Source organism: Paenibacillus litoralis, assembly GCF_046244365.1.
Lineage (GTDB): Bacteria > Bacillota > Bacilli > Paenibacillales > NBRC-103111 > Paenibacillus_V.
The window spans coordinates 7,187,487-7,201,428 of record NZ_CP176395.1 but is presented as its reverse complement, the minus strand read 5'-3'; the positions used below and the strand labels follow the sequence as shown (position 1 = coordinate 7,201,428).

Annotated in this window: 20 protein-coding genes; 17 read left to right on the top strand and 3 right to left on the bottom strand. The window is 55.4% G+C overall.

Annotated elements, in window-relative coordinates; all coding sequences use genetic code 11:
- The first annotated feature begins 7 nt into the window (after positions 1–7).
- The 7 genes from ACKGJP_RS30365 to ACKGJP_RS30335 all read left to right on the top strand — a co-directional run bounded on the left by ACKGJP_RS30365 (position 8) and on the right by ACKGJP_RS30335 (position 3,687).
- A complete protein-coding gene (locus ACKGJP_RS30365; protein ID WP_409342492.1) occupies positions 8–430 on the top strand; it encodes an RbsD/FucU family protein in 423 nt (140 codons plus the stop codon).
- 208 nt (positions 431–638) lie between these two features.
- Positions 639–1,190, top strand: a complete 552-nt coding sequence (gene sigY, locus ACKGJP_RS30360) for an RNA polymerase sigma factor SigY (protein WP_409342491.1) — start codon at positions 639–641, stop codon at positions 1,188–1,190.
- Positions 1,162–1,548 carry a YxlC family protein gene (locus tag ACKGJP_RS30355; RefSeq protein WP_409342490.1) on the top strand — a complete coding sequence of 129 codons (387 nt, stop codon included), beginning with the start codon at positions 1,162–1,164 and terminating at the stop codon, positions 1,546–1,548. The genes sigY and ACKGJP_RS30355 overlap by 29 nt, the downstream gene beginning before the upstream one ends.
- A complete protein-coding gene (locus ACKGJP_RS30350; protein WP_409342489.1) occupies positions 1,545–1,769 on the top strand; it encodes a sigmaY antisigma factor component in 225 nt (74 codons plus the stop codon). Before ACKGJP_RS30355 ends, ACKGJP_RS30350 begins: the two co-directional genes overlap by 4 nt.
- A 39-nt stretch (positions 1,770–1,808) precedes the next feature.
- A complete protein-coding gene (locus ACKGJP_RS30345; protein WP_409342488.1) occupies positions 1,809–1,997 on the top strand; it encodes a PLD nuclease N-terminal domain-containing protein in 189 nt (62 codons plus the stop codon).
- A complete protein-coding gene (locus tag ACKGJP_RS30340; protein ID WP_409342487.1) occupies positions 1,997–2,908 on the top strand; it encodes an ATP-binding cassette domain-containing protein in 912 nt (303 codons plus the stop codon). Before ACKGJP_RS30345 ends, ACKGJP_RS30340 begins: the two co-directional genes overlap by 1 nt.
- A complete protein-coding gene (locus tag ACKGJP_RS30335) occupies positions 2,905–3,687 on the top strand; it encodes an ABC transporter permease (protein ID WP_409342486.1) in 783 nt (260 codons plus the stop codon). Before ACKGJP_RS30340 ends, ACKGJP_RS30335 begins: the two co-directional genes overlap by 4 nt.
- Before the next feature lie 53 nt (positions 3,688–3,740).
- On the opposite strand, the gene ACKGJP_RS30330 is transcribed toward ACKGJP_RS30335, so the two are convergent.
- Positions 3,741–4,853, bottom strand: coding sequence for a HupE/UreJ family protein (locus ACKGJP_RS30330; RefSeq protein WP_409342485.1), 1,113 nt, complete (start codon positions 4,851–4,853; stop codon positions 3,741–3,743).
- Between the two features lie 91 nt (positions 4,854–4,944).
- Here ACKGJP_RS30330 and ACKGJP_RS30325 point away from each other — a divergent pair, with 91 nt between their 5' ends.
- The 5 genes from ACKGJP_RS30325 (at position 4,945) to ACKGJP_RS30305 (ending at position 9,092) form a co-directional block, all read left to right on the top strand.
- Positions 4,945–5,322 carry an ATPase gene (locus ACKGJP_RS30325; RefSeq protein WP_409342484.1) on the top strand — a complete coding sequence of 126 codons (378 nt, stop codon included), beginning with the start codon at positions 4,945–4,947 and terminating at the stop codon, positions 5,320–5,322.
- Positions 5,323–5,386: 64 nt separating this feature from the next.
- The gene (locus ACKGJP_RS30320) at positions 5,387–5,854 is read left to right on the top strand and encodes a RidA family protein (RefSeq protein WP_409342483.1); all 468 of its coding nucleotides are present in this window, start codon (positions 5,387–5,389) and stop codon (positions 5,852–5,854) included.
- Between the two features lie 557 nt (positions 5,855–6,411).
- Positions 6,412–8,211: a BTAD domain-containing putative transcriptional regulator gene (locus ACKGJP_RS30315; RefSeq protein ID WP_409342482.1), complete on the top strand. Its 1,800-nt coding sequence runs from the start codon at positions 6,412–6,414 to the stop codon at positions 8,209–8,211.
- Between the two features lie 82 nt (positions 8,212–8,293).
- The gene (locus tag ACKGJP_RS30310; RefSeq protein ID WP_409342481.1) at positions 8,294–8,749 is read left to right on the top strand and encodes an ATP-binding protein; all 456 of its coding nucleotides are present in this window, start codon (positions 8,294–8,296) and stop codon (positions 8,747–8,749) included.
- Positions 8,733–9,092 (top strand): STAS domain-containing protein, encoded by a 360-nt coding sequence (locus tag ACKGJP_RS30305; RefSeq protein WP_409342480.1) that lies wholly within the window; start codon positions 8,733–8,735, stop codon positions 9,090–9,092. The genes ACKGJP_RS30310 and ACKGJP_RS30305 overlap by 17 nt, the downstream gene beginning before the upstream one ends.
- A 21-nt stretch (positions 9,093–9,113) precedes the next feature.
- On the opposite strand, the gene ACKGJP_RS30300 is transcribed toward ACKGJP_RS30305, so the two are convergent.
- The gene (locus tag ACKGJP_RS30300; protein WP_409342479.1) at positions 9,114–9,377 is read right to left on the bottom strand and encodes a DUF2533 family protein; all 264 of its coding nucleotides are present in this window, start codon (positions 9,375–9,377) and stop codon (positions 9,114–9,116) included.
- A 116-nt stretch (positions 9,378–9,493) separates the two neighbouring features.
- The gene (locus ACKGJP_RS30295) at positions 9,494–10,219 is read right to left on the bottom strand and encodes a Crp/Fnr family transcriptional regulator (protein ID WP_409342478.1); all 726 of its coding nucleotides are present in this window, start codon (positions 10,217–10,219) and stop codon (positions 9,494–9,496) included.
- Positions 10,220–10,523: 304 nt separating this feature from the next.
- Between ACKGJP_RS30295 and ACKGJP_RS30290 the strand changes: the two genes are divergently transcribed.
- From ACKGJP_RS30290 to ACKGJP_RS30270, 5 genes are all read left to right on the top strand, one after another.
- The gene (locus ACKGJP_RS30290) at positions 10,524–10,652 is read left to right on the top strand and encodes a cytochrome c oxidase subunit 2A (protein WP_409342477.1); all 129 of its coding nucleotides are present in this window, start codon (positions 10,524–10,526) and stop codon (positions 10,650–10,652) included.
- Between the two features lie 186 nt (positions 10,653–10,838).
- Entirely contained in the window at positions 10,839–11,312 is a 474-nt protein-coding gene (locus ACKGJP_RS30285) for a cytochrome c oxidase subunit II (RefSeq protein ID WP_409342476.1), read from the top strand.
- Between the two features lie 36 nt (positions 11,313–11,348).
- A complete protein-coding gene (locus tag ACKGJP_RS30280; protein WP_409347293.1) occupies positions 11,349–13,031 on the top strand; it encodes a b(o/a)3-type cytochrome-c oxidase subunit 1 in 1,683 nt (560 codons plus the stop codon).
- A gap of 127 nt (positions 13,032–13,158) precedes the next feature.
- Entirely contained in the window at positions 13,159–13,431 is a 273-nt protein-coding gene (locus ACKGJP_RS30275) for a hypothetical protein (RefSeq protein WP_409342475.1), read from the top strand.
- Positions 13,432–13,574: 143 nt separating this feature from the next.
- Positions 13,575–13,871 (top strand): transposase, encoded by a 297-nt coding sequence (locus ACKGJP_RS30270; RefSeq protein WP_409342474.1) that lies wholly within the window; start codon positions 13,575–13,577, stop codon positions 13,869–13,871.
- Positions 13,872–13,942 lie beyond the last annotated feature (71 nt).

Here is a 13,942-nt window from a genome sequence, read left to right as displayed (position 1 = left end):
GCGAAGCATGTTAAAATGCGCGATTACGCATCCCGAGCTGCTTTCTTTATTGGGAGAATGCGGGCACGGGGATAAAATATTGATAGCGGACGGCAACTATCCCGCGATCTCGAATACCCATGAACAAACGAGACGCGTTTTTTTGAACCTGACGCACGGCATTCCGCTCGTAACCGACGTTTTGTCGGCGATTCATGAAACGATCGCAATCGAAAAAGCCGAAGTCATGATACCGGATGACGGCGAGGAACCGGCAATCTTTGCGGAGTTCCGCCGCTTGCTCGGCCCGGAGCTGCCTCTTCATCCGCGCGGACGCTTCGATTTTTACGGCGCCGGCAAAGAGCCGAACGTCAAAATTGCCGTCGTGACCGGCGAGCAGCGCATCTATGCGAATGTGCTGATTACGATGGGCGTTGTTCAGCGGCATTAAGTAAATAGAAAGCTGCCTGTCCAAACGAAAATGGCTGCCCCCGGGAATGCGGGAGGCGGCCTATTTCTGTCTGCCTGATGAAAGGTTTCAAATTTTTTTTCATCGCGCCGAACGATTTCCGGTCGCCCGTCGTATAATCAATGCAATCGAAATCAAACAATGGAGACATGGGTGTAGCAGGCACGCATGAAAGGAGGAGTCGGACGGTTTGGAAGCGGAAGAACAGGCCTTGATCAGGCAAGCGCAAAAAGGAGATCATCAAGCGCTCGCCGCGCTGCTTCACAAGCATTACTCCTTTCTCGTGCACGTATTGATCAAGATAACGCTTCAGCCCCATCTTGCCGAAGATTTGGCGCAGGATACGATGCTGAAGTGCATGGAGAAAATCAAGCTGTACAACGGGCAATCCAAATTTTCGACCTGGCTGGTCACGATTGCTACGAGACTATATATCGATTCCTTGCGCAGGAAGAAGCGGGAGCAAGCGCTGCTGGCCGAGGAGCACTCGCTGCGCAAGCTGAAATGGCAAGCCCATGGCCGCGGGGACGAATGGCCGGAGGTGCTGGATGCGCTCGGCGAGCTGCCGAACGACTTTCGCATGCCGATCATTCTGAAGCATTATTACGGCTATACGTACGACGAAATCGGCGCAATGCTCGATATTCCGTCCGGCACCGTCAAATCGCGAATCCACAGCGGCATTCAAACTTTAAGAAAGGAGCTGGTCGCCCATGAACCCGAAATATCCGAAATCCGGTAAAAGCAGCGAAGAAAGCCTTAAGCCGGTAACGGAAGACGAGACGCTCGGATTGGAAGAGGATAGGGAAATCATCCAGCGGATGCAAAACGGCTTGGAGCATTTGGAGCGAAGCGTTCCCGTTTTTCCGCCAAGTCTCGCGCAGCTGGGACAACAGCTAGCCGAGCACCGGCAGACGCTCCGGAGGCGGCTTTACCGCGATCTCGCTATATTTATGATCGTTGCGGTTTGCATACTGGCAGGCACGATCGCCGTCTTGGCCAGCGCGCCCGGGGTATGGATCGGCGTTCAGGCGGCCGCTCTCTTGGCTGTGCCCGTCGTCATTGCGCGGCACCGCAGAAAGCGGGTGGAGGACGCATGACGAACCCGCAGCTTACCGGATCGACGATTTACATTTTGATCGGCGTTTGCGTGATCCTGCTATTGCAGGGAAGCTGGCTCTTTCTGGATTCGCGCAAAAGAGGCGCTTCCCCATGGCTATGGGGGCTGTGGGGGCTGATCCAGTGCCCGATGCCGCTGATCGTGTATTGGCTTGTCGTGCGAAAGCCGTTCCGCAGGCCGCGGGGCGGATCGGACGTTTAACCGAATGATATAAGGAAAGATCGTTTGGAGGGATGGAGCATGTCAATTAACTGGGGATTGGTAGCCCCTCTGATAGCCATTCAGTTCATTCTGATGGTTACGGCGCTTGTCGGCTGTATCAGAGCGGAGCGGACGAACGGCCCGAAATGGATGTGGGCGCTCATCATTATATTCATTAGCCTGATCGGGCCGGTATTATTCTTTACGGTTGGAAGGAGAAACGACTGATGGCACTGCTGCGGGTCAAAGATTTGGTCAAACGGTTCGGGGAAACGCCGGCCGTAAACAAAATTAGCTTCGATATTGCCGAGGGGCACTGCGTCGCGCTGCTCGGACCGAACGGAGCGGGCAAAACGACGACGCTGCAAATGCTGGCGGGTTTGCTTCCGCCGACGGACGGGAGCATCGCATTCCCGGGCATACCGGCCAAGGATCTTAGGCAGCATATCGGCTATTTGCCCCAGTATCCGGCCTTCTACAATTGGATGAAGGGGCGGGAGTTTCTCGAATACGTCGGCAAGCTTGCATTCGTGCAGTCGGGGCAGCTGAAGGAACGGGCGAACGTGCTGCTGGAGCTCGTCGGGCTTAGCGCCGCAGGCAACCGCAAAATCGGCGGCTACTCCGGCGGCATGCGTCAGCGGCTCGGCATTGCGCAGGCGCTTATTCACAAGCCGAAGCTGCTCATGCTCGACGAGCCGGTGTCCGCGCTCGATCCGATCGGCCGGCGCGAGGTGCTTGATATGATGCGGCAGATCCGCAAGGAAACGACCATTTTGTTCTCGACGCATGTGCTGCACGATGCGGAGGAAATATGCGACGACGTGCTGATTATGAATCGCGGAACGATTGCGGCGGCCGGCAGCCTGCAAGAGATCAGGGAGACAAGCCGGCAGCCGATCGTGACGATCGAATCGGACGCGGAAGAGCCGCTTCGCAAGTGGGCAGCCGCAATCGGCGGGCAGCCGTATGTCGAAGAGGTGGAGTTGAACGGCCGAACGGCTCGCGTTTACGTGAACGATATCCGCGAGGCCAACCGCAGGCTGTTGGAGCAGCTCGTGGCTGGCAGCGTACCGGTCGTGAAATTCGAAGTGGCGCAGGCATCCTTGGAGGATTTATTTATGAAAGCGGTGAGAGCATGATGAGCCAATGGATGACGCTTTTCGGCAAAGAGATGGTAGAGATGAAGCGCAACGCCAAATGGCTGTGGGTGCCGCTCGTTTTCCTGGCGCTCGGCATCATGCAGCCGGTAACGACCTATTATATGGCGCAAATTATCGAGAATATGGGCGGTCTGCCTGAAGGCACCGTCATCGAAATCCCGCAGCCGGCGCCGGAGGCCGTTCTCGTTCAGACACTGTCCCAGTTCAGCTCGGTCGGCATCCTAGTCCTTGTGCTCGCTTCCATGACGGTTGTATCCGGCGAGCGGACGAGCGGTGTGGCGGGCATGATTATGATGAAGCCGGTGTCACACCTGTCGTATATTACCGCGAAGTGGGCGGGCGTATTGCTGCTTACGATCGCTTCGTTTGCGGCCGGCTACGGGGGAGCCTGGTACTATACCAATCTGTTGTTCGGCGCTGTGGATGTCGGCCGCGTCGCAACAAGCTTTGCCGTCTACGGGCTGTGGCTTGCATTCGTCGTTTCGCTGACGGTTCTGCTGAGCGCGAGCTTGAAAGGGATGGGAGGCATTGCGTTCCTTGCCGTCGCTTCGGCTATGGCGCTGTCGATCGCGGGCGGCTTGTTCGCCAAATATATGCGGTGGAGCCCGTCCAAGCTTGCCGATCATGCGGGACTCTTCCTGATGCAAGGGAAGGGCGGCGACAGCTTCGCGCTGAGCCTGATCGTAACCGTCGTCCTTATAGCCGCGCTTGTCGCATGCTCGGTGCGCATTTTCAGAAGCAAGTCTTTATTTGCCTAAACCTTCGTTTGCCGATCATGCAGCCGGCTTCTCGCATGATCGGCTTTTCCCCTTCACCCGATCCACCCGATCCGCTCCGCGAACCAATATACGGCCACGCCCCCGATCATGACGGACAAACCGGTCACCAGCCTCGGATACCAGACGAAACGCCGCAGCCGCAGCAGCAGCGGAAGCGCAAGCAGGACGATCGCCAGCTGCCCCGTTTCCACCCCTGCATTGAAGGCAAGCAGAGTCCCGACTACGTTCGTGGCCGGGAGACCGGTTTCCGCGAGCGCACCCGCAAAGCCCATCCCATGAATCAAACCGAACAGGAAGGTGAGCCCCCAGCGGAACCGGCTTGAACGGACGACGATATTTTCTGCGGCGACGTAGGCAATACTCAGCGCGATCGCCGACTCGATCCATACCCCCGGGAGGTTGATGCGCCCCGTAGCGGCGAGAAACAAGGTGACGCTATGCGCGACGGTAAAGGCGGTTACGATGACCAAGGCGTCTTTGAATCTGGCGGAAATGAGAATGAGCGCGAACAGAAACAGCAAATGATCGTATCCGGTCAAAATATGCTCGACTCCGAGCTCGAAGTAGCGCCATAGTACAGTAAGCGCCGTTTGCGGATGAAGCGACTCGTAGTGATACCACCTGTCGTCCGTTTCCAGCACGTACTGATCGACGTCGCCATTGTCCAAAATCGTCAAAAAACTGAGATGCAGAGGGTCTATGTCGTCAAATAATAGATTATAATGAACAGTAAACGAGGAAATCGCGTCTTCTCCAGTAAAAACCAGATGAAAACGAACGCCGGGAATGGTCTCGCGGTCCGTCTTCTCCATGGAGAGCAGGGCGTACGATAAATCCTCGCCTCCGCCGGTCAGCTTTACGTTATCCCCGATGTAGGCGGCGATTTCGTTGTGCTGCTGCGAGAGTTCCTCCATAACGACCCGGCCGTCATGATCGGAGTCGAAGGTTAAGAGGCTCGGCTCCGGAATAAACAGTTCATAGTCTAGCTTATTCCCGGCTAACGTAAGCGTGGAATAGCCGTTATTCAGGGGATGGGCCGACGCCTCTTGGGGCAGAAAAGCAAACGTACCCGCTAGAATGGTTGCTAGTATCAGCGGAATGAGGCCGAGAAGCCGTATTTTTTTCTCCGGAGGGGCTTGATCCATTGGACACCTCTTCATTTTTTTAGTACGATATGGACAACTGCTAGTTTGCTAGAATTTTTTTGCATATAGGAAGCACGGAGGGGGGATATCCATGCTGCGTTTAGGATCCAAAATCGTAATCGTTGCCGATACGTTCGAGCAGAATCTGCCGATCGGGGAGTACGGATATATTATCGCGCATGATCGCAATGCCGACAACGTGTTTGAATACGTGGTGAGAGTGCCCAAAGTCAATAAGCACTTTTTCGTAGTGGGGAACGACATCGAGACGGAAGAGCTGCTGCTTCAGCAAGAGGCGGACCGGATCGAGCGCGAGGCGTTGATCGACTACGCGCTTGCGACCAAGAACGAGCCGCTGTTCCGCTTTCTCATGAACGGCGAGGCGGAGGAGCCTGTGCAGGAGCCGAATAAAGAGGTCGGCAGCACGGAAGACTTCATTAAACAAGTCAATTTGCGGGCTTGGATCTAGCAAGGCGCGGGACTTCGGAAGCAAGCGGGAAAGCCGCAGTAACCATTTGGAGGAATCGACAATCATGAATCGTGAAACGCTCGAAGCATTGAAAGCGCAATACGGCTTTAAGCCGTCGCCGGCAGCACCGGCAACACGTCCGTTTATCGGCGTGAAAGTAAACGGCAATATCGCTTACGTATCGGGCCACTTGCCATTTACCGCCGGCGAGCAGCTGTACAAAGGCCGGATCGGCGACAACGTCACGATCGAGGAAGGACAGAAATCGGCGGCTTTGTCCACGCTCAATTGCCTGGATGCCCTGGATCGCGAAGTGGGTCTCGAGAAGGTAGCGGAAATCGTCAAAGTAACCGGATACCTGTGCTGCACGGAGGATATTACCGAGCATCCGTCGATTATGAACGCGGGCAGCCAAGTGCTGGTGGACGTGTTCGGAGAAGCCGGCAAGCATGCGCGCGCCGCGCTCGGGATTCATACGTTGCCGCTAGGCGCATCGACCGAAGTGGAAATGATCGTTAGCCTGAAGGCATAATATAAGCCTGGTACAGGATTTATTAAAGAAACGGATCGGCCTGCCGGCCGGTCTTTTTTTATTTTTGCGGATAACGCGGAGGGATACGTATTGCAGAATTGTTTGCCGCCTGATCCGACTATTAGCGGATTTTAGAGGCGCTATAAAGCGAATGAAGCCGGCGTACCGAGTCATAGCGGACTGCGAGGGTCTTATCCTGGACGAATTTCCCGTGGTTGGGCTAAAACCAACCGAATAACGCCTCCACAATCCGTTAAGCTCGCTTCATTGGCAGCAACGAAAATATAACGCCTTCAAAATCCGTTATTCCGTGCATATGGTAATGGAGCAACGTTTTTTCATTGTCGATTCAATCGATGCTTTGTAGAAGTTGGTTCCATGCCTCGAATAACTTCCTGTTGCAGAGTTTTAGCAGACACCAAACGAGTAACCGAACCGGTAATCGCCAACCATGATTATTTGGCGTTTTTTGTTTTTATCCGGAAAGGAAAGGCAAACGATCCGTCGAATACGTAAACCATAGCGTCAAGGGGCCGACAAGAGGGGAATCGATTAACATGGAAGCGATTGAACGGTTATTGGCACAGAAGCGCTTCGATGAAGCGGTCTTTCGCATGGAATGCCTGGCGGCGGACGGAGCCGTCGTTCCGGCTGCGCTGCTTGCGGAAATTCCGGATAAGCTGCTCGTCAAATCTCCGGCCTTACTGCATGCCTATGCGGAACACCTAAGCGGGCAGGGGAAGCTCGCCATGGCTAAGGGATATGCGAAGCTTGCCGTTAAATCGTTCCTCGAGCAGGGACTTAGCATTTCCTTTCAAATAGCTTGCGCGCTGCTTGCATCGATTCATGCGAGGCTCGGCGATAGGAGCGAAGCGGAAGTCGTGCTTTTTCAGCTGGAGGAGGAACGCCGGCGTGCGGAGGATCATACGCCTGCTGCCGTACTGAGCGTGCTGGCGGAGTTTGGGCCGGTGATCGGAAAGCCGGCGAGCAGTTGTAAGCGGCTCTACCGCGAAGCCATCCGGCTGTATGAGCGTGAGGGGGAACACGTTCTTGCGTCCAAGACCGCCTTCCATATGCTGCTTGCAGACGTATACGCAGCGGAATCCGGCGCAGGCGAGGACGCTCTGGCCGACTTTCGCGCTATGCTGGAAGGGACCGGTCAGGAGAGCAGCAGCATGGACGGCTATGCGGCGATTCTCGATTGCGCGTATGCGGGGCGAAGCCGGCAGTGGGCACTCGTTCTGGAGAAGGCGGAGACGGTATCCGGATTGGCGGAGCTCGACTACTTTCACGCCGCGTTTGTGCAGTTTCTGGTTCTGCAAGCGGAGCTTCGCTCGGGCTGCGCCGATAGCGGCAAGTCCCGGCTGCTCCTAGCAGATTGGGAGAAGTACAGAAGCGACATCCGGCTGCAATGGCTCATCGCTTGCGCTCATCTGGAGTCATGCCTGACAGCGCGGGACAGTCGTCAGACGAAGCGGTGGCTGGAACGAATCAATGCGCTGCGGAGCGGCGGAAGCGTTTCCGAGCTTCTGGAACGGCTTGCCGCATCGCTGGAACGCGAAGCGGATATGAGGCTGCACGAGGACGAGAAGACAGGCCGTCCGCCGAAGGCATGGAAAGTTCAGTGCTTCGACGGCTTCTCTTTTTTTCGGGAAGGTCAGGATGTGCGGCGGCTTGTTTGGAAACGCAAAAAAGCGCAGGAACTATTCCTTTATTTACTCCTTCAGCCAAATTACACGGCTCCCAAGGATCAGGTAGCCTCCGTCCTGTTTCGCGGGGATGAGAACGGCGGCGAAAAAGTATCGAATCAGATCTATGTGTGCGTCCATCAAATCAGGCAAACGGCGGAACGGTTCCTCGGACTAAAGCAGGCCGTTGTCGTCAAGGACGGCGTCATCAGGCTGAACGAAGCCGATTTCGATTATGTCGATGTAGAGAAATACCGGACGCTCGTCAAGGTCGGCGGCAACTTATGGAATGCCGGCGAGCAGGAGCTGGCCGTCGAATTGATGGAGGAAGCGTCCCAGCTTTACGGGGAGCTGCTGCCGGCCGCGCTGAACGCCGACTGGCTGGACTTGATGCGCGAGCAACTGCTGGATGATCAGGAGGGCCTGCTGCAAAAACTGTGGGAAGCCGCTTACGGCGGTAAGCAGTACGACCGGGCGGAATCGGTCGCGAAGGCATGGCTTCGTCTGTCTCCATACAAGGAGCAAGCCTTTCATGCGATGATCCGGTCCGTACGGGCTCTAGGACGCAAAAGCGAGGCTAGGGAATGGTATGACCGACTGGAATCGATGCTAAGAACCGAATACGGCATCCTCCCGGATTCCGAGTTACGCAACAAACTGCTGGGGTAAGTCATCAGGCCTCTGGGCCTTACTCCAAGTGTCGGGCGGAGCGGCATGGGACTGCTTTCTTCTGAAGGAAAGGAGGGCAAGCATGGAAACGGACGAATCTCGGCAAGCGGAATGGCAGATCGAAAGTATTTACGGCCAGGAGAAAACGATAACCGAACAGATACGGGAAACCGTCCAAGAGATGCATGAAGCGGCGGATCGCATCGAGGATATGGCGACTGCCGTATCGGAAGCTTGCCTGAATGCAATCGAGCATGCGCATGCGAACGTATCCGGGAAACGGGTTCGCGTGACGATGACGGCTAGCGATGAAACGATCGTTTTTCGCATCTATGACGAGGGACAAGGAATCGGCTTGCCGAACGGCAAGCTAGGAGGAGCCGACCCTTGGGATTCGGAAAATCCGCGCGGCTGGGGCTTGTTCCTGATCGCTTCCCTGGCGGATGAATACCGGGTAGGAGCGGAAGACGGGCAGTCGTACATGGAAATTCAATTTCAGAGAAGCGTTAAGGGGGATCGGGATGGAAGGATCGTTTGAAGCAGGAGTACGCAGCGCAGGCAGCGCGCTTATCGTCGATATGAAGGGCGACTTGACCAAGCAAGCGGAAGAAAGGCTGCTGGGCCTTCATGCATGGAACGAGCCGTTAGGCGAAGGCGGAACGAGTCTGATTTTGAACTTTACCGGAGTGCCGTATATCAACAGCGCGGGAATCGCCCTGCTGATCCGCATTGTTCGGAGCGGGGCGAAGGCGGGGCGCCAAACGTACGCTTACGGGATGAACGCCCACTATCAAAAGCTGTTCAGGATCGTCGGATTGACGACCCACATGCTTATTTACCCGGACGAGTACGCGATTCTGACGAAGCTGGACATCCGGTAAGGCTGCTCGAGCGCCGGATTTTTAGCTATTTTTTAACGATTCCGCATAATCCCGCACCATTTGCTCCGTGACTGATCGGCGAGTCGGCACGATGCCTTGTCTTGCAAGCTCGTTGATCGCCGCCGTTATTTCGTTAATGGCCGCAACCGTGAACGCTTCCCCCCGTACGCATTTGGCAACGGCTTCCTCGATATGCTGCTCGCGCAAGCCGTCCAGCCGGTTGAAGTTTTCGATCCGCGAGGCTTGGCGGCGTGAGTGTTCCGAAATGGCGTGATGTACGCTCATGCTGATACTTCCCTTCTTAAATGAAAATGTACGTCGTTCTTTACAAGATAGCATAAAAGTTTTTCAACGAACATGCAACCAAAAAGGTCGCCGGCAAACGAAAAAAAGCCGCTGCGCTACAGCCGGCAAATTTCCGTCGGGCAGTTGTCGCAATGGCATATGTTTCTTAAATAATCGATGTTTTTAATCGTAATATAGCCGTTCTCGTATTCAATCACGTTCGCTTTGCGCAAATCGGCCAGCATCCGGTTGACGCTTTCGCGGGCGGCGCCGATATATTCGGCCAAGTCCGTATTGGTCAGCTTCTCCGAAATGAAAATGTCGTCACCCTGCCTCGCGCCGAACGTGTTGGCCATACGGATCAGCGTGGAGCATAGCGCGCCGGGCTTTCCGTACAGCATCATGTCGCGAAATTTCGTTTGCGTCATGCGATGCATGAGCCCCATCCACTTCATAAACGCAACCGCAAGCTCCCCTTGCTGCCATAGCAGCGTCTCCAGCTCGGGCTTCGCTATCGTGCCGATCCAGCAATCCTCCACCGTGAGCGCGTTAAAGGCTTGCCTGGAATCGAAATACGGATCGAGCTGTCCGAAAAAATCGCCTTCCTGGAACATGTACATCATAAACTGCTTGCCTTCGCTGTTCGCCTTCGTCATTTTGACTCTCCCCGAACGGACGTAATACAGCTTATCCGCCGCATCGCCTTCCCAATACAAATACGTACCCGCCGGCACCTTCGCCGCCTGCATCGCGCCGAACAGCTTCTGCAGATGCTCCTGCGAGAAGCAGTGCGAGTTCCCCATCGGATTGTTCGGTTGCGCAGTCGGACAGTTCGTCTCCATTTCGAATCCCTCCCAGCCTGTTGGTAGTAGTATACCGAAAATCCGCTTTTGTCTTTTGTGAGAAATGTCACAGATTTGGAATGCCTTCAAACCCGTTCAGGCGCTGCAATCAAGCCTTGCCGGTGAGGAACGGCGCTTGCCGACGGATTGGCTTATCGGACACAAAGGTGTAACAAATCACGGCGCCCTGTTGTGACATCCGTCACAGAGCGGGATGCGGACGCAACGTACAATGAAGCTGTCTTCGACGGACCCGCCGCTCTGGCGCAGGGCCGAATCCGCAAGCAGAAAGGAAGGCAGCGCTATGAGCAAACGAAAAGATTCTCACGACGACCACGATCTGAGAGGAACGTTCGCGTCGGTTATGCTGCTGGGAGCATTCCTGGTCGTAACCTGGGCGGCCGTATTTTTCTTGTTTATCGCAAGGTCGTAGCGGAGCGCAATAGCTTACGATGATTCGCCGGCCGCTTTCCTGCCGGAAAGCGCGGCTTATGCTTACGAAGTCGTTTTGCATCCGCAAAACGCAGTCTATGCTTACGAAGTCGTTTTCCTGCCGGAAAACGCGGCTTATGCTTACGATGTCGTTTTGCATCCGCAAAACGTTTAGGAGGAACCCACAATGAACATTCACCGCCTTGAAAAAATGTGGCTGGTATTCGGGCTATCGATGCTGGCCGTATTTCTGATCGTGCTTGGAATCGGCACGTTCGCAAGAGGGATGGCGCCGCCGACCTCGGAGCATCATCATACGATCGATCCCGAGAAGGTCGCGCAGACGCCGCCCTTCGACAAACCGGGGCTTGAGAAAATCGGCGACAACGAATACAACGCCTATATGATTGCTCTCGCCTTCGGCTTCAATCCCGAGAAAATGGAGGTTCCCGCAGGGGCTACGATTCATTTTCAGGTGACGAGCACGGACGTCGTGCACGGCTTTCAAATCCCCGGAACGAACGTCAACATGATGGTCGTTCCCGGCCAGATCAATCATTTGACCTACACCTTCAAAAAGCCCGGCGAATATTTGATTCTTTGCAATGAGTATTGCGGCGTCGGCCATCAATTCATGGCCACGACGATCATTGTGAAATAGAGAGGATGATAAACGATGATCATACGCGAACCTTATATGCCCGAAGAAACCAAATCGCTCGCCGATACGGTGTTTACGAATGAATTGCGCTTCGAGCGGAGCGATGCGGCACTGACGCTCGTCCATATCTTTTTTGCCTTCGCGGCGCTGCTGCTGGGCGGCATTGCCGGCATGCTGCAGGGGCTCGTCCGCGGCGGGATGATCGAGCTGCCGCTGAACATCGGCTATTACCAGCTGCTCACCGCGCACGGGGTGCTGATGGCGCTCGTCTTTACGACTTTTTTCATCATCGGCTTCATGTACTCCGGCGTAACCAAGACGCTGGGCGGCAAGCTGCTGCCGCTCACCCGCAAGCTGGGCTGGGCCGGTTTTACGCTGATGGCGGCGGGGACGGTGATCGCAACCGTCTGCATCCTGCTCAATCAGGCGACCGTCCTGTATACGTTCTACGCGCCGATGAAAGCATCGCCGTATTTCTACATTGCGCTTGCGCTCCTCGTCGTCGGCAGCTGGCTCAGCGGCTTCGGGATGTTCTACAACTACAAGCAGTGGCGCAAAACGAATCCGTCCAAGCTGACCCCGCTGTTCTCGTTCATGGCCGTCGTCACGATGCTGATGTGGCTGATCGCGACGCTTGGCGTAGCGGCTACGGTGCTCGTACAGTTCATCCCTTGGTCGTTCGGCTGGGTGGACACGATCGACGTGATGGTTTCGCGTACGCTGTTCTGGTATTTCGGCCATCCGCTCGTTTATTTTTGGTTGCTGCCGGCGTACATGTGCTGGTATGTCATTATTCCGAAAATTATCGGGGGCAAAATTTTCAGCGATTCGCTCGCTCGCCTGTCGTTTCTGCTGCTGCTGCTGTTCTCGATTCCCGTAGGCTTCCACCATCAGCTGATGGAGCCGGGAATCCCATCCGTATGGAAATATATTCAGGTCGTGCTGACGTTCATGGTCGTCGTGCCGTCGCTTATGACCGCATTTTCGCTGTTCGCCTCGTTCGAGACGTTCGGCCGCTCCAAAGGCGCAAAGGGCTTGTTCGGCTGGCTGAAGTTTTTACCATGGAAAGACGTCCGCTTTTTCGCTCCGTTCATGGGCATGCTCATTTTCATTCCGGCCGGCGCGGGCGGCATTATCAATGCGAGCAACCAGATGAACGGGGTCGTGCACAATACGCTTTGGGTAACGGGCCACTTCCATCTGACGGTGGCTACGAGCGTGGCGATGACGTTCTTCGGCATTACCTACTGGCTCATTCCGGCGATGACGGGCCGCGTGCTGACGGCGCGGATGAACCGGCTGGGCATTATCCAATCGATCATCTGGATGGTCGGCATGTTCTTCATGTCGGGCCCGATGCATGCCGTCGGTTTGCTGGGGTCGCCTCGCCGCACCGCGTACACCACGTATTCGGACAATGCCGATGCAGTGGGATGGATGCCTTACCATGTGGCGATGGCGGTCGGGGGGATGATTCTGTTCGCCGGCGTCATCCTGATGATTTACAACATCGTGGCCTTGCTTAATCAGCCGAAAGGGGTCACGGAATATCCGATCGGAGAAACGGCGGAAGCGCCGGAGCATACGCCGAAGCTGTTCGAGCGGTGGGGCGTATGGATCGGTCTGGTCGTGGTGCTCATTTTGTTCGCCTACACGATTCCTTTCGTCGACATGCTTCAGAACCCGGCACCGGGCTCGAAGCCGTTCGTTACGTGGTAATCGGAAAGCAAAAACCTGCCGAAGGCGATCGCCTTGCCGGCAGGTTTTTGCTTTCCCGCCAGGACTCCAGCCCTCACGGACTCTTTCTTCCTGCCGTACAATAACGAAGTATTGGGGAGGGATTGAGATGGATGTCTATGAAAGATATTATGCTTGTCAACGCTTCATGCATCGCCGGGTATCCGTCGTTACCGTGAACGGGACGCGTTACGAGGGCATGATCGTCGGCGTGGATGAACGGAACGTCTATATCGATACGTCCGACCGGGCAGGCACCTTATCCGTCAAAAAAGGCAAAAAAGCGAAAACCTCGGCTTTTTGGTATGGAAACGGCTTTGGCTTCGGGGACGCTATCGTACCGCTCGCGCTGTTTGATTTGCTCGCGATTGCGCTTATTTAACCTGCCGGGAGAGCTTTTGCGGAATAAGCTTCTCTGCGCTTGCACGGACGGCAGATCGGGAGAGAGCGACCGGGGATGTCCGGCAGCCGGATGACGTATGTTCCGCCCGCAAAAGGATAAGCTGTGAATGAGGTGATTGCGGGATGGGCCTACTCATGACCGCAGCCGTCATACTGCTGCCGCTGTTATTGATCGCGCTGCAGTGGATGTTCGGCAGATGGAGCTTTCTGATCGATGCGGCGGCGCTTTTATGCGCGCTATGCGCCGGAATCATCGCCGCTCTCGCGGTATATGAAATACGGCGCGACGGTACCGTGTTTATGACCGATATTCACAAATTGTTTACGAACGACCTCTTTCTGCTGACATCCGGTTACTTGGGCATTTACGGAATCGCCAAGCTGTGCATGCATATGTTCAATCGCTACCGGGCGCTGTGAGAAGCAAGCCGGCAGGGTCAGCCTGCCGGCTTGACGCGTTTTTCGTCGAATTAGCCATCACTCTTGCATGA